Origin of the sequence: Chryseobacterium sp. 3008163 (assembly GCF_003669035.1) — a bacterium.
Lineage (GTDB): Bacteria > Bacteroidota > Bacteroidia > Flavobacteriales > Weeksellaceae > Chryseobacterium.
On the sequence record NZ_CP033070.1, the window covers coordinates 1254828 to 1281120 of the forward strand.

Below are 26293 nucleotides of genomic sequence, written 5' to 3' on the forward strand. Positions count from 1 at the left end.
TTATTAAATCAAACTAAATGAATGTCCTCAAAGAACATATTAACAAAACAATTTCGTTAACCGACGAAGAATTTTCGGTTGTTGAGTTATTTTTCGAAGAACAGCATTTCAAAAAACGTGAAATGATTATTCATGAAAATGATCAGGTTGATCATGTCTATTTTATTGTTTCTGGACTTTTAAAACTTTTTTACACTGACGCTGAAGCCAAAGAACACATCATTTCGTTTTCAATGGAAGATTGGTGGGAAAGCGATTATGCAGCGTTTTACACACAATCAAAAGCTACTCAGTCACTGCAATGTCTGGAAGATACGATAGTTTCAAAACTTTCTTTTAATGATTATCAACAACTTCTGACTGAAGTTCCCAAAATGACTGATTTCTTTTTGAAAAAAGCCATCGGCGGACATATTTCAAACCAAAGAAGAATTCTTTCACTGATGACGATGAGCGCAAAAGAACGCTACGAACAGTTTCTGAAATACTACCCTTCTCTTTTGCAGAGAATACCAAAAATCACTTTGGCTGCTTATCTTGGTTTGTCGCGAGAAACTTTGAGCCGCTTTTTTCTGGAATCAAAATAATTGTGACGCAGGTCAATTTTCAGTTCTGCCGAACTTTATTCCATTAATTAAATTAAAATATTTCAACATGGAAAAAAGAATCATCAACCCGTGGACATGGCAAAACGACAGAAACTATGCACAAGCCGTAGAAGTTAAAAATGTTCAAAGCACACTCTACGTTTCCGGGCAAACCGCCATTGACGATAACGGAGTTACAAGCAATGCCGACATGAGAACTCAAGTCATTAAAACCTTAGAAAATCTTGAAAAAGTTATTGTTCAGGCAGATTTTGAATTGAAAAACATTGTCCGATTAAATGTTTATACAACAGATCATCCTGCATTTTTCGAAAATTTCGACATCTGGCAAAACTGGATTACGAGAAACGAAATTCAACAAGCGAGTACAGTAATCGAAGTAAAAACTTTATTTGAAACGCTGAAAGTGGAAATGGAGGCGACGGTTGTAAAGTAGTTCTCTTTAAAAGAGAAGTTCCAATACATCGTCAGTTCGAGTAGCGCAGCGTATCGAGAACTTTTGTGATTTTCTTAATCATCATGAATTCATCGATCTTAAAATAAGTTTTGGCTAAAGCCAAATTTGAAATCATTAATTGAGGTCGGGCTAAAGCCCGACCTCAATTAATGTATAACCATTTACCCATTCTGAACTATCTTTAGCCAGTTACAAAAAGTGTCTATATCAGGTTATTTAAGTATGCCAAAAACACTTCAAAACGGCCTCCGACCATAGCTACAACTGCCTTCGACCACTTGAAAAATCAGTCACAATCACTTCTGAAGGAGTTTTACCCCTTACAGCCCCCTCACTTATACTTACGTAGCTCATAGCTATATTATTAAATTATAATGATTTTTCAGATTTTAATTTTTATATATTTGAAATAAACAAAACAATATTTTATCATGAATAAATCTCAGGTTGAAGAGTACTTATTAAAATTAGAAAATTTATTATTATTTGAAGCGGAGAAATACAATGTTGAATTGAATCGTAATTGGTCAAAATCTTTCCCGAATGAATCAGCAGTTTATATTTTTCGTGAGGATGATGAAATTTGCTATATTGGTGAAACAGGAAGTTTGAGAGGAAGAATGACAGACATTTTAAATACAAAGAATCATACTCTGAGAAGAAACTTAGGTAATTTTTATTTCTCATCACATTCTGAATATGAGAAACCAAGTTCGAGAAAAAGTTTTTCAGAATCAATCGAGAAACTCTTAAACGAAAAACTCATTAATAATTTAACTATTTCATATATCTTAGTCAATTTGGGTAGAAAAGAATTAGAAGAAAGACTATTTTACAAAATAGATCCAAAATATAGTCTAAAGGGAAAACGAGGCCAAAAAGTTAAACTAATTATTAACTAACATGAAAATTAAAAATTGGGATAAATTAACAATTACATTACTTTGTATTTCAGGTGTAATTATATTGTTTTCTTTTATTTCACCTTACATATTTACACAATTTACAAGTAGTATTGATTTTACTGATACAGGACAGATTGGAGATACTTTTGGGGGAATAATTAACCCTTTTATTGCTCTTAGCGGAATTATATTGACATTTCTCGCATTTTATATGCAAATAAAAGCTAATCAAATTCAAGTTGAACAATTCAATCAAACTATTAAAAATGAAAAAGATTTAAGGCTTTATAATGATAGATATAATTCTTATCATCATATTTCTTTATTATTAACAGATTTAGAATATATTATTAATGACATTAATGAGAAAAACATTAAGATAAAAGAATTTATTGAACTTGAAAGTCAGGACAATTTAGTAGTTAATACTCTTTTCAGAACACCTTCAACCCATTATTCAAAAATCTTAAATATTGATAGATTAGAAATTTATAAAGGCTTTAGCTTTTTTATTGAGTATGATAAAGAAGAACAGTTAAAAACATATAATACGCTTTATAATTTATTAAATTTTATACCGGAATTTTTTAAGTCTATATATGACAATTATGAAAAATATTCAAGCAATTTTATAAATACAAAATATATTATTAGAAATGATTTAAATATATTATTGGACGACGCTTCGCAAATTATTAATTTACACTATAATCAATCAAAATTAAGCCCTAAATCAGAATTAGACTATTTAGAAAAACCTGAAGTACAAATTTGTAATGGATTAATTAAACGATATTATGAAATTATAGATGAGAGTTATAATAACAACTTAAACATAATTCAAGAAACTGATTTTAATAAATTAAGTGAGCTCTTAAAATTATTCATAATTGATGCTCTTCATATCCGTAAAAATATAGCAAATTATGATAGATCTATAGAAAAGCTGATTGAAAAGGCTTCCTTTATACGAAAAAACATTTATGATGCAAAGCAGCAAAAGAATATTTTTGTGAATTCTTTAAAAGATGAATACAATAAATTTATAGAGCCCGATAAAGGTACTTTAGCAAATTTAAAAAGTACAAAAGAAAAAATAGCACTATCCTTACAACAATTTGACATAAATAAACTTTAAAACAGCGCGTCCTTCGGACGCGCTGTTTTTTATACTAAAAAAAGTTTAATAAAAATTAAAACTTCAAATCACCATTTACTTCTCTTACTGCTTGTGCAGCTTCAGCAAATTTTAATTGTTCGTCAGCAGTCAATGTGATGTTTACAATGCTTTCAACACCATTTTTCCCGATGATTGCAGGAACACCTAAGCAGATATCGCTTTCGCCATATTCTCCGTCAAGCATTAGTGAACAAGGGATCATTTTCTTTTGGTCGCAAGCAATTGCCTGAACCATTACAGAAACTGCAGCACCTGGAGCATACCAAGCTGAAGTACCTAACAATTTAGTTAATGTAGCTCCACCCACTTTAGTTTCTTCTATTACATATTTTTGTTTAGCATCATCCAAGAATTCAGTTACCGGAACTCCGTTTCTTGTTGCTTTGCTTAATAATGGAAGCATACCTGTATCACTGTGAGCAGCGATTACCATACCGTCTACGTCAGAGATTGGAGCTTCTAAAGCCTCAGCCAATCTGTATTTGAATCTTGCAGAATCTAAAGCACCACCCATACCGATGATCTTGTGCTTAGGAAGACCTGAAGTTTTGTGTACCAAATAAGCCATAGTATCCATTGGGTTAGAAACCACAATGATGATTACTTCAGGAGAATTTTTTACTAAGTTTTCAGTAACTTCTTTTACAATTCCCGCGTTGATACCGATTAATTCTTCTCTTGTCATTCCCGGTTTTCTTGGGATACCAGAAGTGATTACCGCTACATGAGAACCTGCTGTTTTGCTGTAATCTCCTGTTGTACCTGTAATTTTTGTATCAAATCCGTTCAAAGATGCAGTCTGCATCAAGTCCATTGCTTTTCCTTCAGCAAAACCTTCTTTGATATCTACTAAAACTACTTCTGAACAGAAGTCTTTCATTGCGATGTATTCTGCACAACTTGCTCCTACAGCACCTGCACCTACTACGGTTACTTTCATAATATTTATTTATTGTTTATTTTGTTAGCTTTAATTTTTGCTTCCCAAATGTACAAATTCCCGAAAAATTGGGCAATCTTTCGGGAATTTTAATTATTATTTAAGGAAATTAATTAACGTTTAGTAAAAACGTATATAATTTTTTAGCTCCTGACAATACTTCGTTGTAGTTTTCTTCAGTTACTTCAGTGTCTAAAACTTCTTTGAAATTCTTCCACATCGGTCCTGTATTTTCCTGATAGCATCCAAAAAATTGAATGTAACATCATCAAAACCTTCAGTTTTTGAAAGCTGCTTTGCGATTACATTTCCACCCAAAGTAGAACCTTCAATCACGTACATTGCTCCCAAAGCTTCGTGCACATTTGCCAATTCAAAATCGTGAGAAGCAGTTTGATTTTTTAAATCTAAACTCGCCAGATCTTTTTCAATCAAAGGAAGTTTTACTCTTTTATCTAAATGAAGTTTTTCAGAGAATTTGTCAGAAAGACTGCTGAATATTTTGTTTTCACTGTGAAGAAGCATCAGATAATTGGTATTGATGATTTTCTTGTAATCTTCTAAAGTGAATGTTTTGCTGAAAATTTTATCAGAACTAAATAGTTTTTCAGCTGCATCATGAAATTCAGCCGTGTTTTGTTTTAAATATTCAGATACCATTTTTTGCTTTAAATTTAAAGTTGTTTCACAAATTTAGGGTTTTGAAACGTTAAAATAAAACAAGTTCCGTTAATACTACTTTCGTAATCGACATTTCCGCCAATCCTATTCATGATTCGGTGAACAATTGAAAGTCCGATTCCGTTTCCTTTGAACTTTCTGGCGTTATCCATCCTGTTGAAAATCTTAAACATTCTGTGTTTTTCAGATTCAGGAATTCCGATACCGTTGTCGGTGATTTTGTAAATAACCAGCTCTCCGTCTTCCATTCCTTCTATCAGAATTTCAGGCTGATCCTGTTTGGATGAATACTTGATTGCATTATTGATTATATTTAAAAACACCTGATGCAATAAAGTTTTGTCTGCCATAACGTTTGGACAATCTTTGACTACTACTACGCTTTTCGGAGTGTCAAAGGTCAGTTTTGCATTTTCTGTAATTTTGTCTATGGTATGCCGCGTTTCTAAATCTTCCAGCTCAATTTCGCTGTGTTTGGCTCTGCTTAATTGCAAAACGTCATGCATCATTTCAGCCATATTGTCGATCTCGTCAATAATAGAACTGATTTTATGTTTGTTTTTATCAGAAATATCAGAAAGACTTTTCAGCAACATCTGCGCATTCAGTTTCATTACTGTCAACGGAGTTCCCAAATCATGCGAAATCGTATATGAAAAACTGTCTAATTCTTCATTTACTTTTTTCAGCTGCTCGTTCAGTCTTTTGATTGTGACATACTGTCTGTGAGACGTTTCTAAAATCACATCACGGATTGACTGTATCGCAATTTCGTTTCTGCTGCTCCATCTTCTGGAATTCCCCTTTATTTCTTCTTTAAAAGCTTCAAAAGACGTTCTCGGTGAAATGATATTTCTTTCTTCTCCGTTTTGAGAAAATACTTCTATTTTCTTTTCGGGATTTCCTGCCCAGTTGATATGATCGTCAAATTCTTTTCTGAACCAGATCAGTAATTCGTTTTTACTTTTTTCAACAAAATAAATAACGATTCCACCTGCTGTTTCATCAAGACCCAATTCATTACCGAAATCTTTAAGAAAACTACGGCTCATGAATATGGTTTCTTCAGTATTTCGATATGCCCAATCGACGATTTCGTGAATAACATCACGCTGGGGAGTAACACCGTCGGTCACGACATAATTTTCTGAAACTACTGCCAAACCGTCTGCTTCAGGAAGATTTCTGATTTCAGATTTGTTTTCTACAAGCGATTCGAATAAGGTATTATGCTTTAAAAATTCAGATTTAAGCTGTGATGCTTTTAAATTTAAATCTAAACGATATTCTAATTCTTTTTTGATTTAAATGAGGAATAGGCATTGGATGCCAAAACTGTAAAAATGCCGGCCTGCACACGATCTTCGAGGTCAATATGTTTGGGCTCAGAATTTTGACAAGTTACCAACCCCCAAAGTTTGTCATCAATAATAATTGACACACTGAAACTTGAAGAAGCACCAGAATTTTTGATGTACTGCCCATGAATAGGCGACATTGCACGTGATGCAACAAAAGTGAGATCAATGGTATCAATCGTTTTGCTGACCAACTTCACCGGCTCTGCATACACATTACTGAAAATTCTTTTTCTTTTCTTTTTATAAAGGTCACGAGCCTGTCTCGGGATATCAGATTCGGGATAATGTAAGCCTAAATAACTTTCAAGACTATCATTGGCTTTTTCGGCAATCACTTTACCGGAACCATCTTCCATGAATTTGTAGACCATGATTCGGTCATAGTTGATGATATTGAAAAGCGTGCTTAAAAGCTGATCCCAAATTTCCTGATCGTTATCAACGATGTAGAAATTATCGTACTTATTGGTGATTCGTTTTTCGGGATTTTTTAAAAGTGCTTCAAACTCCAAAAAAATCTGATTCTGGCTTTTAAAAATCGAGAAGTGATATTCTTGATCTCCGATAAAAATTTTATCGAAGTAGGTTTCGTTGTCTCTGCGGGTAAGATTTTCTAAAGATTCGAAAATATCAGAAGTCATAACTGTCTGAAAAAGCTCCGGAAAGTCTGTCAGTTTCTTTCCGAAAAAGATTTCAGAATTTTCAACATTAAAAACATCTGTAATATTTTCACTGAAAAATGTAATGGTATGAGATACTGCATCGATGCCAATCAGATAACCAAAACTTTGTATGTAACCCGGTATATGGATGGGCTCATCATGACACTCAACAAAATTCATAAATAACACTTAAAGAATCAAAGTTAATCATTTTTACTGCCTGATAAATACTTTGTGGTACTCAAGTTGGAATTTGTACTGATTATTAATAAAAATTATCACTTTTTAATAGTAATTTAACATGAGTATCTGATTATCAAAGCATAACAGTTAATTTTTATTAAAATATTCTGTGATATGCATAATATTCTGTAGCTTACAATATTAAATTACTCATCTTTTTTAAACCTCTTTGTCAAAGTAAAGCATATAATATTTTCCTTTTTCATCCTGACCCTGCTCTAGCATTTTTCGGTCTCCGTGAATGTAAATATGGAAGTTTTTATCCAATTTAATGATACTTTTAAAATGTCTCTGCGTTTTCTTAACTGCCGCTTCACTGATTGGAAATTCTTCTGCAATATTGATCTGCATTTCCTGCTCGTAATCGGTTTTAAAATTATTAAAGCTTTCAATGACATGCTCATCTTTCAAAACCTCAGCCGCAAATTCATCGAGTTTAAATTCTTCTTTTTCTTTGAAAAAATTAATCGACTGATTCAGAAAATCTGCCTGATCAGCCTTTGAAACCTCAAATTCCTGCGGAAGCTGCTTGATGATATAATCTTTATAAACCATCAACGCCTCTTGCGTGTGAAAATATTCATCGTCACGTTGCTTCACTTTCAGGAAATCTTCGAACCAATAATACATGTCGCCATTTTTGTTATTATCAACTACAGAAAGTACGTAACCGCTTTCTTTACTGCTGTTGTAAATCAATGCTGCTTTATCGATTTTTGAAAGGCTTATTCCCTGATCTTTATCTATTTCGAATGATTCATTTTTAGGGAAAATCTTTAGGAAAGATTCTCTTTTTTCGGTTTTAAAAATACCAATTTTGTCCACTTTATCGTCACCTTCTCTATCGTCTTCAAAATAAACAACAAACAATTCGCCACCCTGAACTCGTGGATTTTCGGCTGCTTCAAAGAGATGTTTTGCAAGATTTTCAGATTCCCAAAGGAACTTCGCTTTGTCTTCAAAAATTTCTGACACAGAACTGAATACAGGATTATTGACCAAATAAGTATCACTATAAAATTGGTAAGTTTCTTCAGTTTTGAATGAACCTAAAAAATAATTCTCCAACAATTCTACGGTTCCTTCATCCAGCTGAAGTTCTTCCTGAGAAAGAATAAGTGATTCACCGTTGATTTTATTTCCGACTCTGTGTACTGCAATTTTTGAAAACATCTTTGATTTTTTGTGGACTGCAAAGATATTAATCTCTAACTTAAAAAGGACAAATTATTTTTTTTCACAAAATGGTAGTGAAAATGCACGATTGGTGAACACATAAAAAAATAAACACTTGATTATCAGCATTAAAACAAATAAACATTTTACACCTCAAAGCCACACAAAAGATTAAATAGCTCAAAATCAACATAATACTCTTCAGTTTTTGTTGTCCTTTTTCTACGATGCTTCAGAAATCATATTTGATAAAAATTTTTCTTATGAAATATGAATATCAAAACAATATCAGAAAGCTTTTATTATTTTCAGTTAAACATTTTGTCACTTATCATTTTGATATTGACATAATAATTATAGAAGAGACTTTAATAATTATGGAAATTGTCAGCAAAAATTATTTCTCTGACATTATCATTTCCGTTTCATTACATATTTCAACGGTTTCGTTACATCCTAATCAAAAACCACATTTTAAAATAGATTTAAAAATCAATCAGTTAGCAAAAATTTATTTTTGCCAAACTCTTTAAAACCTTCATAAACAAAGGGTTTATTAATCAAAATCGTTTTAGTTTTAAAATTAAACAACATTATTTTTTTAATTTTTTTCTGATGATTTTGGTACACTTTTAGTAACTATTAGAATGTTTAAAAAAAATTTTAACAATGAAGAATTTTGAAGCGGATACTATTAATGAAACTCAGGCAATCGAGCATTTAAAAATATTTTATCCATCAATTCAGAACGAAATTTCGCAGCTTTCTGCACAAAACAATTTTCCGGGCATTATTCAGTCGACCGTTGATTATCTAAAAGTTCTTTTAAAAGAATCTAAAATCAATATTGTCAACAGAAACATCAAAATGATGGAATGGATTTATAAAAACGGAACTTTCAATGTAAAACACATTATCGAAAATCTGTTTATCAGGTCATTCGGAAGCTTAAAAAACATACTGACAGCCAGCAATGGAACATTCTGTATCAGTATATGCCTGTCGAATTTCAACAGATTTATCTTAACCAGACGAGACTGGATGAGATTATGTTTAAGAAGAATTAAATTTTGCAATAGACTGCGCCCAAGCTTTTAGCTTGGGCGCAGTCGTTTTATTTAAATAAATATTATTTAGATATTTCTCTAAAAATCCCCTCGCCTATGCTCGGGGATTTTGTATTTAAGTTTTAAAAAGATATTTAAGGATTTTGATCATACCCCGCTACCTGAATTTGAGATAAAGGTACCTGATACAAATAATCATTGGTTGTAATGGTGTAATTATAGTTTAAAGCAGCTGCTGCCTGATTGATGACAGTAACTCCTGTATTCCAACGTACTAAATCGTGCCAATACACACCTTCACCGGCAAATTCCACCCTTCTTTCTTTACGAAGTGCTGTTGTAAAATTAGCAGCAGATATCGATGTAGAAACCGGTGCAAGGCCTGCTCTCTGACGGATTTTGTTTAAATAAAAAACAGCTGCACTTGTATTTCCCTCATTATTTAAAATTTCGGCATACATCAACATAACATCTTCATATCGAATGATCGGGAAGTTAATTGGCCAGTCGTAGCGGTTGCTCAAAACAATTCCTTTTTCACGGAATTTTACGAAAAATTTAGCCTGATCAGGTTGTCCGTTTGTCCCAATAAAACTTGTTTTGATCGTTAAAGGAAGTCTCAAATCTCCCGGCTCATAAGTATCAATTAATGATTGAGAAACTCCCAATTCAGCCGAGCTGAATAAACTACCCTGCGCATTATAGTATGGATCAGCAGAACCAAAATTCGGTGACACATAGCTTGGTAAGTAAGAACCTTGTGACAAACCTCCACCGATATGCTGAATTTCAAAAATATGATACTTGTTATCATTTACACTTTTAAAAACATCTGCATAATTAGGAGCAAAAGTTACGAACTGCCCTTCCCCTGAATCACTGCAAATAAATGATCCTTCGCTTTCGCAACATAAGAGCCGTTATTGAGCGGATATCCTGACCCTGTAAGATAAATTCTCCCTAACATAGCGTGAGCTGCAGACTTCGTTATTCTTCCTTTATTTGCGGCGTCATACACATCTTTCAGGCCTGCTACAGATGCTTCAATTTCTGATGTAATGAAATTGTAAAGTGTCGCCAGATCTGTTCTTGGTATTTTAGCGGCCTCTTCAGGACTCACTGGTTTATCGATCAACGGAACTTTTCCAAAACTTCTCATCAACTCAAAATATGCGTAAGACCTTAAGAAACGAGCTTCAGAACGGTATTGTTCTTTAGTTGCCGGATTTGTAAACGGCACTGCATCTATTCTCACTAAAAGCGTATTTGCGTAAGAGATCTGCTGGTAAGCATCTTCCCAAAGAATTTCCATTTCGTCGGTAGAAGAAGTATCCTGAAAACGGTTGATTGCATAATAATCTCTGTTTCCGTTCTGCGAAATTGCATTAAAATTATTTGAGCGAACCTCTGATGCCAACAGATAAAAATTAACATCATAACCTCCTCTTGATGAAGCATTCACCATTGCTGAATACACTCCGGACAAAGCCTGCTGAATCTGCAATTCGGTAGTATAAAAGGAGTTTTGGGTAATATTATTTTCGGGTTCCAGCATCAAATCGTCTTCACAGCTGAGCATCCCCAGCATCATAGTTCCGCAAATCAATGCTTTTGTAAGAGATTTCATATTTAATTGTAAAAGGGAAGTATTTATTTTATTGATTTTCATTTTTTTTTAAATTTAGAAGTTAAAGTTTAAGCCCATCATATATACTTTAGCATTTGGATATGCCCCGTAATCGGTACCGTCTGACTGCACAGATTCCGGGTTATAGCCACCATAATAATGATCTTTTCTCCAAACATTTTCTAAGCTGACATACACTCTCAGGTTAGAAATTTTTAATTTATTCACTAAATCCTGCTCAAAATTATATCCTAATGTCACATTTTTTAACTGAATATAAGTCGCATCATACAGCCATCTTGTATCTAAAAGACTTCCTGTTGTACCATCTAATCTTGGAGTTCTTCCATCTCCTGGTTCTGCATCAGAACGCCAGCGGTTTGCCCAGTTTCCCATCACATTGGTTGTGGTTCCCATTCCTGGACGGTCAATTGCGCGACCTAGCAAAGCATAGCTGTACCCACCTTTTTGTCCCTGGAAAAATACAGAAAGATCAAAACCTTTGTAAGAAAAAGTGTTGGTAAAACCCCAGTAATAATCAGGAGTTGGACTTCCGATAATGTGACGGTCATTTTCATTGATAATTCCGTCACCATTTGCATCCTTGTATTTAACATCTCCTGCAATCGCACCATTTGTTTTGGCAATTCCTGTATTAGCAATATCGGCGCTAGAAAGTACTCCAATTGCTTCATACAGATAAAATGAATTAAGCTCTTCCCCTACCTGAATAATATTTGTGGTGTTACTAAAACCTGTGTAAATAGGCGCATTATCTGTACCTAACTGCAGAACCTTGTTGTTGTTAAATGCAATATTCGCTGAAGTATTCCATTTGAAAGCTCCTGTTAAATTTTTTGTCGTTAAATCTAATTCCAAACCTTTGTTCTGCACTGAACCTACATTTTTCCACATGATATTATATCCTGTAACGTATGGTATTGGCTGTTGCAAAAGAAGGTCATTGGTTTTTTTGATATAATAATCGGCTGTGAAATCAATTCTGTTGAATAATCCTAATTCAAAACCAAAATCTGAAGATCTTGTTTTTTCCCAAGTCAAATCCGGATTGGGAATTGTATTTGGAATCAAGCCATTTGAAAGATTTCCGCCAAATGAATAATTTCCGCCTGCAAGAGTTCCGAAGGCTCTGTAGTCACCAATAGAATTGTTTCCGTTCTCACCCCAGCTGTATCTTAGCTTCAAGTTGGTAAGCCAGCTTGAATCCTTTAAAAATTCTTCTTCATCTATTTTCCAGGCACCTCCGAATGCTGCAAATGTTCCCCAAAGATTATTCCATCCAAATCTGGAAGACCCATCTCTACGAATACTGGCAGACAACATATATTTCTTTTTGTAATCATAATTCACACGACCAAACATAGAGACCAACATCCATTCTGAAGCGGTATATTCTGAGTTAAGTACAGATGCAGATTGTGTGAAGTTAAAGGTCTTTAGATCATCATTAGGAAATCCTCTGTTTCGGTTATATTGACTTGTTGTTCTGTAATTTTCGGCACTATAACCTGCAATTACATTAACACTATGATCTCCGAAAGTTTTTTTGTAGGATAATAAAGCTTCTCCTAAATAACGGTTGTAATTAACGGTTCTTCTACTGGCAATACTCACCTGCCCCGGAATATTGGTCACTAAGTTAAAAGTTGGTGTATATCCGTTATTAAGATTAAAGTTATTGGTTGCCCCTCCTGAAATTTTTAAGTTTAAACTTGGCAAAATATCATAAGACATATATAAACTGGATAGTAACCTGAATTCATTGGTATTGTTGGTCGTATTTTCTAACACTCCAATCGGGCTCTGTGAAGAACTTGCCCATCGGTACCGATCATTTTTCCAAAAATTGGTATAAAGACCTGCGGACAACTCTGCTATGGGTACCATTGAAAGCATTTTGTGAGCTTCATTATCTTTTCCGTCTACTGCTGCTCCGTAACTTTGAGAATAACTTGGTCTCAAGGCAATCCCAGCTTTCCACTTATCTGAAATATTAACATCAACCACGGCACTTAAATTAAACCTGTTGAATCCGGTATTAAGAGCCAAACCTTCCTGATCGAAATACGCAGCCGAAATAGCATACTTCACATTCTTGTTCCCACCTCTCACAGACAACTGATAATTTTGAATGGATGCCGGACGGTAAAACGCATCCTGCCAATCGATATTTGCAACCTGATTGGTTCCCCATCGAGGATCAATCATATAATTGACATTCGCCAAATTATAATTGGTTGTGTTTGCTAAATTAAAATACTTAGCCCTTACTTCGTAACTATCTGATGCTGAATTACCGGGTGCTAATGCCACCCATCTTTTATTGATTGATTCTGTAGCATAATCAATCCACTCTGAGCTGTTCATAACATCCAGCTTTTTTTCGATCGTTTGAACACCGTAATATTGAGAGAAGGTAAATGATGGTTTTCCTGTCATTCCTTTTTTAGTAGTTACAATGACTACACCGTTAGAACCACGAGATCCGTACATTGCTGTAGATGCAGCATCTTTTAATACTTCAATCGATTGCACATCATCAGGAGAAACGTTGGCCATATCGTCTACAACCATCCCATCAACAACATAAACAGGTGAATTACTTGCAGAAATTGAAGCGGTACCACGAACTCTGATTTCTAATGGTTCGCCAGGTTTTCCTGAAGTTGCACGCGTCTTAACCCCTGCAATCTGACCAGTTAATGCCTGGTCGACTCTCGAAATTGGACGATCTTTAAAGCTTTCAGCACTTACTCTACCCACAGAACCAGTAACTTCTCCTCTTTTTTGGGTACCGTAGGCAATGATAACTACTTCTTCGATATCCTTAGTTTTATTATTGGATTGTATCGTATCTTGATTCTTGGTCGTACCGGTCGGTTGTTTTTCCTGTGCGAAGATAAAACTTGTGGTACTTAATAAAATACCCAGAGTTACTATAGATTTCTTCATTCTAAGATTGGTGATTATTGATTATTTACTTGATGCTTTCATTTAAATTAAAACTTAAGAAGGTTAAATTCTAAAGACATGATATTTCTCATGTTTTAATTTTCTTAAAAGTATAGTTATCATAAATTTCTGCTATCCTGCAGTTACCTGCTCAGATTTCATTGGAAAGAATAAACAATAATCACCTCATTATAAAACACTTAACAATTCATTAATATATATAAATCGCAAAAGAAGTATGGAATGCTTCATTTGTAAACAAAAAAATCCCCGAGATTTTACTCGGGGATCCTATATTTAAACTTTCAAAGCATCAAAAACCTTGAAAGGTGTTTCAGTAAATTATTTTACCTCTTCAAAATCCGCATCTTGAACGTCCTCCGCTCCGTTTGCCTGACCTTGATTTTGCGCTCCTGCTTCAGCACCTTGACCTTGTGCATACATTTCTTCTGAAGCTGCCATCCAAGCCGCATCTAAAGCTTCAGTTTTAACTTTCACTTCTTCTCCGTTTTTAGCTTCGAAAGCGGTTTTCAATTCTGTGTGAGCAGTTTCGATAGCTGCTTTTTTGTCAGCAGACAATTTATCACCAAATTCTTTCAATTGCTTTTCAGTTTGGAAGATCAATCCGTCAGCTTTGTTGAAGATTTCAACTTCTTCTTTTCTCTTGTTATCAGCTGCAGAATTTTCCTGAGCTTCTTTTTTCATTCTTTCGATTTCTTCGTCAGAAAGTCCAGAAGATGCCTGAATTTTGATAGACTGCTCTTTACCAGTTCCTTTATCTTTAGCTGAAACGCTCAAGATTCCGTTTGCATCGATATCGAAAGTTACTTCGATTTGAGGAACTCCTCTTTGTGCTGGTGGAATATCTGTTAAGTCAAATCTACCAATCTCTTTGTTATCGTTGAACATTGGTCTTTCACCTTGTCCTACTCTGATGCTTACAGCCGGCTGGTTGTCAGAAGCTGTAGAAAATACTTCAGATTTTTTAGTTGGAATTGTTGTGTTTGCGTCAATTAATTTAGTGAAAACAGAACCCATCGTTTCGATACCTAAAGAAAGTGGCGTCACGTCTAATAAAAGTACGTCTGTCACATCTCCAGTTAAAACTCCACCTTGGATTGCTGCACCAATTGCTACAACCTCATCCGGGTTAACACCTTTTGAAGGTTTTTTACCGAAGAATTTCTCAACTTCCTCTTGAATGATTGGGATTCTTGTAGAACCACCTACCAAGATTACTTCGTCGATATCTGAAATAGAAAGACCTGCGTCAGAAAGAGCTTTTTTACAAGGCTCCATAGATCTTCTTACCAAATCAGCAGATAATTGCTCAAATTTAGCTTTAGTCAAAGGCTTCACTAAGTGTTTAGGACCTGTAGCTGTAGCTGTAATATATGGAAGGTTGATTTCAGTTTGAGGAGAAGAAGACAATTCGATTTTTGCTTTTTCAGCTGCTTCTTTCAATCTTTGTAATGCGATTGCATCAGATTTTAAGTCAACACCTTCTTCAGCTTTGAATTCGTCTGCCATCCAGTTGATAATTACATCATCAAAGTCATCACCACCTAAGTGCGTATCACCATTTGTAGACAATACTTCGAAAACGCCGTCTCCTAAATCAAGGATAGAAACGTCAAAAGTACCACCTCCTAAATCGTAAACTGCAATTTTTTGATCTTTGTGAGCTTTATCCATACCATAAGCCAAAGCTGCTGCTGTAGGCTCATTGATGATTCTTTCTACTTTAAGACCAGCGATTTCTCCTGCTTCTTTAGTAGCTTGTCTTTGAGCATCATTAAAGTAAGCCGGAACAGTAATTACCGCTCTTGTTACTTCTTGTCCAAGATAATCTTCAGCAGTTTTCTTCATTTTCTGAAGAATCATTGCAGAAATTTCCTGTGGTGTATATTCTCTGTCGTCGATTTTTACTTTTACAGTATCATTTGGTCCGCTTACAACTGCGTAAGGTACTCTTGAAACTTCAGAAGCATCATCTTTGAAATGTGTTCCGATGAATCTTTTGATAGAATATACTGTCTTTGTAGGGTTTGTTACAGCCTGTCTTTTTGCAGGATCTCCTACTTTTCTTTCACCATCTTCTGTAAACGCTACAATAGAAGGAGTTGTTCTTTTACCTTCTGCATTAGGGATAACTACAGCATCTTTACCTTCCATTACTGCAACGCAAGAGTTGGTAGTACCTAAGTCAATTCCAATTATTTTACTCATAATATTTATATTTTTCTAATTTTAAGTTTAATTACACTCTCACTTTCTCAATATCTGTACCATTAGAATTTTTGTGACAAATTGACAGTTTCGATTATTTTTAAATAAAACCGAGACAAATTTTAAACACAATATATTCTAAGATGACAGTAATAATTTTGTTTTATTACAGCAAAAGTGACAAAGATTTTTAAAATGTTTATTATTCAAAAGTTTAAAAAATCCTTCAACAAGCTCAGATGACATTATTTAGATTTTTTTAATCATCGACGGTGTCAGGCTGAGCCTGTCGAAGCGTTCTGTTGCTTTCAAACATTTTTCTGTAAATCTAATGTGACTTATGTGTTTAAAAAATAATTTCACTGTTTTACTGACTTTTCCTTCAACTAAAAATTTAATTAAGAATTAACTTTAGAATCAGATAAAGCATTAGTTTTATTATTATTTTTGATAAATTTTACTAATACCTTATGTCAGTACATTTTAATCCCAGAGATATTACCTGGTTGGCGTTTAATGAAAGAGTTTTACAAGAGGCAATGGACGAAAATGTACCTTTGCATCTTAGAATCAGGTTTCTTGGGATTTTCTCAAACAATTTAGATGAATTTTTCAGAGTGCGTGTGGCAGGTCTTAAGCGTGCCATGGATTTTAAGGAAAAAGTAATTGCCGAATCTTTCTATCAGCCGCCATCAAAAATTCTTCAGAGGATTAATGAAATTGTCATCACCCAACAGGCAGATTTCGACAAAACCTGGAAAAAAATTCAGGTTGAAATGGCAGAGCAGAAAGTTTTCATTAAAACTTCAAAAAATCTGACTGCGAGACAAAAGGAGTTCGTAAGACAATATTTTGATGAGGTGGTAGAATCGAATGTCATTCCTATTCTTCTTCACGAAAATACGCCGATGCCTTACTATAGAGACAAAAGTTTGTATCTAGGTGTAGCGATGAGGAAAAAAGACTGGCAATATCACAGCAATTATGCAATTATTGAGATTCCATCACGTTTTGTGGGAAGATTTGTCCTTTTGCCTACAGAAGATTTAGAAGAAAAAAATGTCATGCTTTTAGAAGATGTCATTACATTTAACTTGCCACACATTTTTTCCTATTTCGGGTATGACGAGTTTTCTGCCAACTCTTTTAAAGTTACAAAAGATGCAGAAATGGACATCGATAACGACATCAAAACCAATTTTGCCGAGAAAATAGAAAAAGGTCTTAAAAACAGACGAAAAGGAAAACCTACCCGTTTTGTTTTCGATAAAGATATGGATAAGGCTTTGCTCGAATTGCTCATCCGAAAATTAAATTTAAGTAAGAAAGACAGCATCATCCCCGGTGGAAAGATCCATAATTTCAAACATTTTATGGATTTTCCGGATGTCTTTGAATACTATAAAAAACCGATTGAACGAACGTCATTTACGCATCAGGCTTTTGAACATGGAGAAAGAGTAACTGATGTCATCATGAAGCAGGATGTTTTATTGAGCTTCCCCTATCATACTTACACGCCGGTAATTGATCTTCTGCGTGAAGCAGCAATGGATCCCGATGTAAAATCTATTCAGATCACCGCTTATCGTTTAGCCAGCAATTCAAAAATAAGCAACGCTTTAATTTATGCTGCCCGAAATGGCAAAGAAGTGACGGTAATGCTTGAGCTTCAGGCAAGATTTGACGAAGAATCAAATTTGATGTGGAAGGAAATGTTTGAACCTGAAGGAATCACTGTTTTAATAGGAATTCCTGACAAAAAAGTTCATGCTAAACTGTGTATCATCAAAAAACGTATACATAACAAAACGTTGCAATATGGTTTTGTAAGCACAGGTAATTTCAACGAAAAAACAGCTAGAATCTACGGTGACCATTTGATAATGACTTCTGACAGAGGCATTATGGCAGATATTAATAAAGTTTTCACGGTGCTTAAAAAACCTAAAGAAGATTATCTTTCGGTTTTGAAAACTTGCAAAAACCTAATGGTTTGCCCGCAGTTTATGCGTGAGAAAATTGTGCAGCATATCGATAAAGAAATTGAAGAAGCAAAAGCAGGAAGAAAAGCACAAATGATCGTAAAAGCCAATTCTATAAGTGATCGTGGATTGATTTTAAAAATGTATGAAGCTGCAGAGGCCGGTGTCGTGATTAAAATAATTGTACGTGGAATTTATTGTGCCATTAATCAGAAAGATTTCAAAGAAAAAATAAAAGCAATCAGTATTGTAGACGAATATCTTGAGCATGCAAGAGTCATGTATTTCTACAACAAAGGTGCTGAAGACATCTATATTTCATCTGCCGACTGGATGAACAGAAACTTAGACTACAGAATTGAAGCCGCCGCAAAAATCACCGACAAAAATCTAAAAAAAGAACTGAAAGATATTCTTGATATTCAATTAAGAGATAACGTGAAAGCGAGAATTTTAGATAAAAAACTGAGCAACGAATACATCAGCAACGATCAGAAAGAATGCCGCTCGCAAATTGAAACGTATAAATATCTGAAAGCAAAAACTACTGGAAAATAGATTTGAAACATTAAAAGAGTTAAATTTTTAAGGACAAATAAGCTTTAGATTTTTTAAGATTTACCTCGGTAAATCCATTAAGCAGAATTCTTAAATCAATTATTGATTCTTAATCAATCTTAATTCTTCAATATTCTTAATGGTTTAAATTTTCTAGAAGAAGCATTAAATACTGTCTGAAATTAACATAAAGAATTAATTTTTGTACATTCGATTTTTAAAAATATTCGATTTTAAATTAAACAACTGAAATTCAATAAAATACAATCTAAAAATGATCATTGCAGCGATAGACATAGGAAGTAATGCAGCCCGGCTTTTAATCAACGAGGTGAAAATTCAAAACGGAAAACCCGAATTTATTAAATTAAATCTCCTGCGTATACCTTTGCGATTAGGAATGGATGTTTTCACTCTGGGAAAAATCGGGGTTGAAAGAGAAAAAATGGTCTTAGATTCAATGAAAATTTTCAGTGATTTAATGAAAATTTATAAAGTTGAACATTACAGAGCCTGCGCCACGAGCGCAATGCGTGATGCTGAAAATGGAAAGGAAATTATTGAAAAAGTAAAAAATCTTGCTGATCTTTCCATCGAAATTATTTCTGGGGATGAAGAAGCGACTTTGGTTTATGAGAATCACGTTGCAGAAGGTCTTGACAAAGATTTCGCCTATCTTTATGTAGATGTTGGCGGTGGTTCTACAGAGCTTACCTTCTACGAAAACGATCAAATGGTTTACGAAAAATCTTTCAACATTGGAACGATTCGTCTTCTCAACAATCTCGTGACAGAAGACAATTGGAAAGAAATGAAAGAAGAAATAAAAGCCAACATCAGCAGCAAAAAACAAATTGTAGCCATAGGTTCCGGCGGAAACATCAATAAAGTATTCTCGATGAGCAAAACCAAAGACGGCAAACCCATGTCAATTGCTTATTTAAAAAATGCTTATAAGGAATTCAATAGTTTGACTGTTGAGGAAAGAATGACCAAATACGGCTTTAGAGAAGATAGAGCCGATGTTTTGGCTCACGCTTTGAAAATCTACAATTTCGTGATGCATTGGGCAGAAATTAATAAGATTTTTGTTCCGAAAATTTCTGTTGCGGATGGATTGATTCATAATATTTATGAGAGGGTTTCGGGGGAAAAGTAAATAGGTATTTCTACAATACTATAAATATTTAAAGATTGCTTATAGCTAAATTTCACTTTATGAAAATCAAATTTCTTACTTCTATTTTAGCATTCCTATTTGTTGCAAATTCTTGTGACGAACAGAAGAAAAATGCTAACTTATCAGAAAGTAAAATAGAAACTGAAAAACCCCCTGCGATGCCAAAAGAAGAAAATAAAATTTCCATTCTAGAAAAGTCAATGCTAGAATATATGGAAAATGCACATGCTTCCTACACTAAAATCGATGTTGAAGAATGTGCAAAGATTCTAAATAATTATTTTTCAGAAATATCAAATTCCAAATCGAAAAATGAAGGAATGGAAATTGTAAAAATTACCATTGAAAAGCTCAATAAACTCAATGAAAAATGCGATTTTGAACTTATCGAAACATCCGAACGTGAACAAATTGCTGAAATAATAATTTTAGAAAGCAGCAAAAAAGGTTACAATAAACCGGAAGAAGATATTACTGAAGAATGGAGAGAATGGTAAATCATTTTAAATCCATATTTTCAGAAGACAAATTGGCAAAAAAATCATCAGAAAAAATCTACTTTTAATACAATCCTGTTGCGCAAGTGGCCGGATTTTTTTGAAGCTAATTCCCGCTTTCCACTATATCTTTTTTTTCAGCCGCCTTTTTCCCAACGCAAAAAAAAAGGATGCCGTTTCAATCGGGGCTAAAAACCTGACCTTCAATTTCGTCAGTTCGAGTAAAATTCTGGAAGAATTTTGTATCGAGAACCCGTGAACGGCAGACAGGCCATAAATCAAAAACTTCTCGATACGATTTTTTTAAAATCTACTCGAAGCGATGCCGTGTTTTCATTAGAACTGATTAACAGATGAGGTTAACTTAGTATTTTTAAAATTAATCTTACATTATATTTTCCATCATTACTATTTCATTTTAAAGTAATTTCGAAGAAACAAACGTCATTTAAAACAAATGAAAAACTTTAAATGAAAATAATTCTTACAGGTGCAACAGGAATGGTGGGCGAAGGCATTTTAATGGAATGTTTAGAAAATCCAAATGTCTCTGAAATTTTAAGTGTCAGCAGAAAACCATCCGGAAAAAAACACGCAAAGCTAAAAGAATATCTCGTTCCCGATTTTTTAAAAATAAATCTTAACGATGAAAATTTTAAGGGTTACGATGCATGTTTCTTCTGCGCAGGAATCAGCAGCGTGGGAATGAGCAAAGAAGATTACACCAAAATTACTTATGACACAACACTCCATTTTGCGAATGCAGTTTTAAATCAAAATCCTGAAAGCACTTTCAATTTTGTCTCAGGAGTTCATACAGACAGCTCCGAAAAAGGAAGAGTCATGTGGGCAAGAGTAAAAGGAAAAACCGAAAATGATTTACAGAAACTCGGGTTTAAAGGTGTTTACAATATCCGTCCTGGTTTTATGAAGCCTGTAAAAGGTCAGAAAAATGTCAAAACACTTTTCAAACCGTTAATCTGGCTTTACCCTCTTATTTTTCCTTCAAAAACATTATCGCTACATCAGGTTGGACAAGCAATGATTAATGTCGTAAAAAGAGGGTATCAAAAATCTGTACTTGAGATCAAAGACATTAAAAATTTAGCAAATAAATCTAAAATATAATACACACAATTAATCATTTGTTAAAGTTTAATTAAAACCTTCACAAAGATAAATCTTCATTTTTGCACAAATCTATAATTAAGTAAAATGAAGAATAAATACCTATTGAGAGGTTTACTGCCTATCGCCGCATTATTTCACGGAGCACTTACTGCACAGACCACATTAGTTCATTACTGGAACTTTAACAACAGTACTTCTGAAGCAGCTATGTTGACTCCCACTTCGACCCTATTATCCGGATCAATCACTGCATCAACTAGTTTACCCAATACTTATGTAGATTTTGCTAACGGAACAGGGCAAAACTTCACTGCAGAAAATGCTAGAAACAGTGATCCAATCGGAACGCATTTAAGATATAACTATCCAACTTTCGGAAATTTACAATTCAATATTCCTACAACGGGCTATAATAATGTCGTTGTAAAATTCATTACCAGAAGATCAGGATCTGGAGCAGGAACTCAAACGTGGTCGTATTCTACAAACGGAACAACTTATCAGACTTTCCAGACTGTTTCTCCGGTAGACGGTGCACCTACATTGACAACTTTAGATTTTTCTGCAATTGCAGGAGCTTCAAACAATCCGAATTTCAAGCTGAAAGTTGAATTTGCTTCAGGGTCAGGAGGTGCTGTCGGAAACAACAGATTTGATAACTTTACCGTTGATGCTACTCCAACAGGAGGTGTTGATACGACTCCACCAACTGTTGCGTATTTGCCTTCAAATAACGTGAACAACGCTTCTACAACGGCAAATCCTACAATTACGTTTAACGAAAATGTAAGATTAATTGACAATTCTGCGATTACTTCTGCCAACGCTCAGAGTTTGGTTGAATTAAGATTAACTAACGCAACCGGAACTGTGGTTCCTTTTACAACAACTTTCGCGAACAATGCAATTACAGTCATTCCTACCGCTGGTTTGGTTCCGAATCAGGCTTATTATTTAGCTTTAAAACCAAATTTAGTTGAAGATACGAGCGACAATACGGTAACGGCGACTACTTCAAGTACTTTCACAACGGCAGCGACAAGCATTGCTTTAGAGAAAAACTTAATTAAAATCAATGAAAATGCAGGAACTTTAGCATTTAAAATCAATGTAACCAACCCTTCGAATGCGACTGTGAATTTGGTGGTAAAACCGGCTTCTTTCAACACCGCCAACAGCAGTGATTTTACTTTAGCTAATCAAACCATTAACATTACGCCATCAACGACAAGCGTTACGGTAAATATTCCGATCATCGATGATACTTTGGAAGAACAGCAGGCTGAATATTTTGTGGTTGGTCTTGAAAATCCGGTCGGAGCAACGATTACAGGCGATGCTAATTCTACTGTTTATATTATTGATAATGATAAAGCGGCTCCGGTTCCATCCAACCAAATTTCATTAAATTATATCGGAAGTTTTGATCCTTCAGGAAACAGTACGAGCTCGACAGAAATTGTAGTTCATGATGCTGCCACACAAAGATTGTTCACGATTAGTTCGTTAACAGATGTTTTTGATATCATTAATTTCTCAAATCCGACTACACCAACAGTTATCCAAACTGTCAACATGACCCCTTATGGTGGAATTACAAGCATCGCAGTAAAGAACGGAATTATCGCAGTGGCTTCTCCCAACGGAACAAATCCTCAAGGAAATGGTTCGGTGGTATTTTTTGACATTAATGGAGTTTTCCTGAAACAACTAAACGTTGGCGTTTTACCTGACATGATTACTTTCACACCAGACGGAACCAAAGTAATGACCGCAAATGAGGGCGAACCAAACGATGCATACACAGTAGATCCGGAAGGTTCAATCAGTATTATTGATGTACCAACTTTAACAGTAGCAGGAATTCAGGCTTTAACGCAAACGAGTGTTACAACCCTTGGATTCACTCAGTTTAACGGAATGGAAGCTACTTTAGCAACTACCGGAGGAAGAAAAGTAAAATCAACCAGCACTTTGGCTCAGGATTTAGAACCTGAATATATTGCGATCAGTCCGGACAGCCAGAAAGCATGGGTTTCTTGTCAGGAAAACAATGCGATTATTGAGGTTAATTTAACTACAAAAGCATTGACTGGAATTTGGGGATTAGGTAAAAAAGATATGAGTCTTCCAGGAAACGGCTTCGACGCTTCAGACAATAATGGCGAAGTTTTGATTGCCAACTGGCCTGTGAAAGCTTATTACAATCCGGATGCGATGGCATCTTATAAAATCGGAAACACCAACTATCTTGTTACTGCAAACGAAGGAGACGAAAAAGATTTAGGCGGATTCAGCGAAAGAACAACGGTTGGAGCCAGTGGATATGCTTTAGATTCAACGGTTTTCCCGAATGCTTCGATTTTAAAAGCTTCTCATAATTTAGGAAGATTCAGAACGACAAGTGTAAATGGAAACACAGATGGTGATGCTGAATACGAAGAAATTCACGCTTTGGGAGCAAGATCATTCTCAATTTTCAATACAGACACCAAACAGTTGGTTTTCGATAGCGGAGATCAGTTTGAAAGACATGTTGCAGCCTACCATCCATTGATTTTCAATGCCGATAACGAAGCCAACGGAGCCAAAACCCGAAGTCGTGCAAAAGGTCCTGAACCTGAAGGTGTAACTTTAGGAACTATTAATGGACAAACTTTCGCATTTATCACTTTGGAAAGAACCGGAGGCGTGATGGTTTATAACGTTACAGATCCGAACAACGTGACTTTTGTAGATTACAAACATTCAAGATCAACTTCTGCATTTGGAGGAGACAACGGACCGGAAGGAATCACTTACATTCCTGCTGCAAATATGAATAATGGAAAAGGTTACGTCATCGTTGCCAACGAAATCAGTGGAACATTATCGATGTACGAAGTTGCCCTTTCGCCAACGTTATCTACGGGTGAAGTTAAAACCGAGAAAGCAACTTTCAACATCTTCCCAAATCCTGTGAACAAAGGAAACACTTTATACTTCAACAGAGCACAAGGTTACGAATTGTACGATATGAGCGGAAAAATTCTTGGAAAAGAAAAATCTGCCTTAACCATCGACACCTCAAAACTAAACACCGGAGTTTATTTAATTAAAACTTCAGAAGGCGAAGTGAAAAGAGTAATTGTGAAGTAATTTTTATAAATATTTGATTTTAATGAAGCCTCGGTAATTTTTTCCGGGGCTTTTTTCAAACAACTATTTTTTGAATATGGTACTCTTTTTTTAAGATAAATACAGCGGTTTAATCATATCTAATCAGCAATTTTACTTACTTTAGTACAACAAAGTTCTAGATGTACAACATATAAAAAAATTAAAAAACAACTAAATTCGCGCAAAAAATTAATAGACTTTATGACTACAAAAATTACTATTACGGCTATCGCAATGATTTCCACTTTTTATTTAAATTTGAATGCACAAACCATCAATTTAGATACTAATTTTGGAAATAATGGAATAGTTTCAATACCATTAACTGGTGAAGCTGATGATTTGCAGATTATAGAAAGTGCCGACAATAAACTTTTTGTTTACGGAAAAGACGTTCCTTCATCTGTTTCATTAACTCCAAATAAAATTTACAAACTTAATTTAGATGGAAGCTATGATACTTCTTTCGGGATTGGTGGTACTTTAACGCTACCAAATTATGTGAGCGATTTCACAATAATACCTCAAGGATCGGATAAAATTTTAGTTTCATTTCAAAAACGTCGGAAGATTCATCAGCACAAATAAGTATCAGAAGATATAATCTAAATGACGGATCACTAGACACTACATTTGGTACTGCTGGAGAATTTACCACTACTTTTAATGGAGCGAACGGTTTCCGAAACAACAACACCGTAGTTTTATCGGATAGTTCAATCTTATTATCTACAGGTACAAGATTTATTAAACTTTTATCAAACGGCACAACGGATAACAGCTACGGAAATAATGGAATTATTGTACAAAACAATAACGGTTATATATTAAGCTCTGGTTCAGAAATACTAAATTTTCATAATGATAAAATAAGTAAAACGACATTAACAGGAACAATTGTAAACAGTTTTGGCTCTAATGGAAACTTTACTTATCCGGCATCAAGTTATTATTTTTCAAAAATTGACGTCAATGGAAATATTAATTCTTTGGATCTAGACAACAACCTATTTTATAACATCAACACGGCGGGAAGTCTATCGAATACTATTAATCTGACCAATGATAATAATACTCTTGATTTCTACAGTAATTTTGTTAATCATGGAAACGAATTTTATTTTGTAGGAGGATCAACCTCTGAGCATCCATTTATTTCTCATTATAATAATTCGGGGAATTTGGTGCAAATCAATAATCAAAATTCATACAAAGAAACAGGCATTGATGGGTCTTACACCTCTCTAATTGTAAAAAACAATTCTATCTACGCGGCAGGAGACAAATACACCGGCAATACGTCATACTACATTGTTGCTAAATATAATATTTCAAATGCAAACCTGTCAGCTAACGAAGTGAAGCCCGAGAAATCAAGCTTCAATATCTTCCCGAATCCTGTAAACAAAGGAAAAAACTTACATTTCAACAAAACCCAGGGCTACGAGTTATACGATATGAGCGGAAAAATTCTTGGAAAAGAAAAATCTGCCTTAACCATCGACACTTCAAAACTAAACACCGGAGTTTATTTAATTAAAACTTCAGAAGGTGAAGTGAAAAGAGTAATTGTAAAGTAAAATTTTCATATTTGATTTTAATGAAGCCTCGGTAATTTTTTCCGGGGCTTCTTTGTTGAAAAAAATCGTTACTTTTAATTTTTAACTTTACATT

At 34.5% G+C, this 26293-nt stretch carries 22 protein-coding genes; 13 read left to right on the forward strand and 9 right to left on the reverse strand.

Translation table 11 applies throughout. From position 1 onward, the window contains the following. Window positions 1-17 precede the first annotated feature (17 nt). The 4 genes from EAG08_RS05620 to EAG08_RS05635 all read left to right on the forward strand — a co-directional run bounded on the left by EAG08_RS05620 (window position 18) and on the right by EAG08_RS05635 (window position 3108). Complete coding sequence (locus EAG08_RS05620) at window positions 18-587, forward strand: Crp/Fnr family transcriptional regulator (protein ID WP_129534607.1); 570 nt, start codon at window positions 18-20, stop codon at window positions 585-587. Window positions 588-654: 67 nt separating this feature from the next. Then, window positions 655-1044 (forward strand): RidA family protein, encoded by a 390-nt coding sequence (locus EAG08_RS05625; protein WP_129534608.1) that lies wholly within the window; start codon window positions 655-657, stop codon window positions 1042-1044. A gap of 452 nt (window positions 1045-1496) precedes the next feature. Beyond that, on the forward strand, window positions 1497-1967 hold the full coding sequence (locus tag EAG08_RS05630; RefSeq protein WP_129534609.1) for a GIY-YIG nuclease family protein: 471 nt from the start codon (window positions 1497-1499) through the stop codon (window positions 1965-1967). A gap of 1 nt (window position 1968) precedes the next feature. Next, window positions 1969-3108: a hypothetical protein gene (locus tag EAG08_RS05635; RefSeq protein ID WP_129534610.1), complete on the forward strand. Its 1140-nt coding sequence runs from the start codon at window positions 1969-1971 to the stop codon at window positions 3106-3108. Between the two features lie 55 nt (window positions 3109-3163). Here EAG08_RS05635 and EAG08_RS05640 read toward each other — a convergent pair whose 3' ends face one another. The 5 genes from EAG08_RS05640 to EAG08_RS05655 all read right to left on the reverse strand — a co-directional run bounded on the left by EAG08_RS05640 (window position 3164) and on the right by EAG08_RS05655 (window position 8210). Next, entirely contained in the window at window positions 3164-4090 is a 927-nt protein-coding gene (locus EAG08_RS05640) for a malate dehydrogenase (RefSeq protein WP_129534611.1), read from the reverse strand. Window positions 4091-4282: 192 nt separating this feature from the next. Further along, window positions 4283-4750 carry a biliverdin-producing heme oxygenase gene (locus EAG08_RS05645; protein ID WP_228446784.1) on the reverse strand — a complete coding sequence of 156 codons (468 nt, stop codon included), beginning with the start codon at window positions 4748-4750 and terminating at the stop codon, window positions 4283-4285. A 14-nt stretch (window positions 4751-4764) separates the two neighbouring features. After that, a complete protein-coding gene (locus EAG08_RS21870) occupies window positions 4765-6075 on the reverse strand; it encodes a sensor histidine kinase (RefSeq protein WP_228446853.1) in 1311 nt (436 codons plus the stop codon). Continuing rightward, window positions 6060-6974, reverse strand: coding sequence for a GAF domain-containing protein (locus tag EAG08_RS21875; RefSeq protein WP_228446785.1), 915 nt, complete (start codon window positions 6972-6974; stop codon window positions 6060-6062). The genes EAG08_RS21870 and EAG08_RS21875 overlap by 16 nt, the downstream gene beginning before the upstream one ends. A 222-nt stretch (window positions 6975-7196) precedes the next feature. After that, a complete protein-coding gene (locus EAG08_RS05655; RefSeq protein ID WP_129534612.1) occupies window positions 7197-8210 on the reverse strand; it encodes a nucleoid-associated protein in 1014 nt (337 codons plus the stop codon). A 266-nt stretch (window positions 8211-8476) separates the two neighbouring features. On the opposite strand from EAG08_RS05655, the gene EAG08_RS05660 reads away from it, so the two are divergent. Next, on the forward strand, window positions 8477-8746 hold the full coding sequence (locus EAG08_RS05660; RefSeq protein ID WP_129534613.1) for a hypothetical protein: 270 nt from the start codon (window positions 8477-8479) through the stop codon (window positions 8744-8746). A 136-nt stretch (window positions 8747-8882) separates the two neighbouring features. Then, window positions 8883-9311, forward strand: coding sequence for a hypothetical protein (locus tag EAG08_RS05665; RefSeq protein WP_228446786.1), 429 nt, complete (start codon window positions 8883-8885; stop codon window positions 9309-9311). A 103-nt stretch (window positions 9312-9414) separates the two neighbouring features. Here the strand turns inward: EAG08_RS05665 and EAG08_RS05670 are convergent, their stop codons facing one another. The 4 genes from EAG08_RS05670 to dnaK form a co-directional block, all read right to left on the reverse strand. Beyond that, window positions 9415-10047, reverse strand: a complete 633-nt coding sequence (locus EAG08_RS05670; RefSeq protein WP_164998528.1) for a RagB/SusD family nutrient uptake outer membrane protein — start codon at window positions 10045-10047, stop codon at window positions 9415-9417. A gap of 86 nt (window positions 10048-10133) precedes the next feature. Beyond that, window positions 10134-10949 (reverse strand): RagB/SusD family nutrient uptake outer membrane protein, encoded by an 816-nt coding sequence (locus tag EAG08_RS05675; RefSeq protein ID WP_129534615.1) that lies wholly within the window; start codon window positions 10947-10949, stop codon window positions 10134-10136. A 12-nt stretch (window positions 10950-10961) separates the two neighbouring features. After that, window positions 10962-13880 (reverse strand): SusC/RagA family TonB-linked outer membrane protein, encoded by a 2919-nt coding sequence (locus EAG08_RS05680; RefSeq protein ID WP_129534616.1) that lies wholly within the window; start codon window positions 13878-13880, stop codon window positions 10962-10964. 342 nt (window positions 13881-14222) lie between these two features. Further along, complete coding sequence (dnaK, locus tag EAG08_RS05685) at window positions 14223-16109, reverse strand: molecular chaperone DnaK (protein ID WP_129534617.1); 1887 nt, start codon at window positions 16107-16109, stop codon at window positions 14223-14225. Between the two features lie 470 nt (window positions 16110-16579). Between dnaK and ppk1 the strand changes: the two genes are divergently transcribed. The 7 genes from ppk1 (at window position 16580) to EAG08_RS21505 (ending at window position 26199) form a co-directional block, all read left to right on the forward strand. Continuing rightward, window positions 16580-18652: a polyphosphate kinase 1 gene (gene ppk1 / locus EAG08_RS05690; protein ID WP_129534618.1), complete on the forward strand. Its 2073-nt coding sequence runs from the start codon at window positions 16580-16582 to the stop codon at window positions 18650-18652. A gap of 274 nt (window positions 18653-18926) precedes the next feature. Further along, on the forward strand, window positions 18927-19811 hold the full coding sequence (locus EAG08_RS05695) for an exopolyphosphatase (protein ID WP_129534619.1): 885 nt from the start codon (window positions 18927-18929) through the stop codon (window positions 19809-19811). Between the two features lie 59 nt (window positions 19812-19870). Next, window positions 19871-20329 (forward strand): hypothetical protein, encoded by a 459-nt coding sequence (locus EAG08_RS05700; RefSeq protein WP_129534620.1) that lies wholly within the window; start codon window positions 19871-19873, stop codon window positions 20327-20329. A 471-nt stretch (window positions 20330-20800) separates the two neighbouring features. Further along, window positions 20801-21457 (forward strand): NAD-dependent epimerase/dehydratase family protein, encoded by a 657-nt coding sequence (locus EAG08_RS05705; RefSeq protein ID WP_129534621.1) that lies wholly within the window; start codon window positions 20801-20803, stop codon window positions 21455-21457. A gap of 87 nt (window positions 21458-21544) precedes the next feature. After that, complete coding sequence (locus EAG08_RS05710) at window positions 21545-24598, forward strand: choice-of-anchor I family protein (RefSeq protein WP_129534622.1); 3054 nt, start codon at window positions 21545-21547, stop codon at window positions 24596-24598. 222 nt (window positions 24599-24820) lie between these two features. Further along, window positions 24821-25207 carry a hypothetical protein gene (locus tag EAG08_RS05715; protein ID WP_129534623.1) on the forward strand — a complete coding sequence of 129 codons (387 nt, stop codon included), beginning with the start codon at window positions 24821-24823 and terminating at the stop codon, window positions 25205-25207. Between the two features lie 401 nt (window positions 25208-25608). After that, on the forward strand, window positions 25609-26199 hold the full coding sequence (locus tag EAG08_RS21505) for a T9SS type A sorting domain-containing protein (protein WP_185145179.1): 591 nt from the start codon (window positions 25609-25611) through the stop codon (window positions 26197-26199). Window positions 26200-26293: the final 94 nt, after the last annotated feature.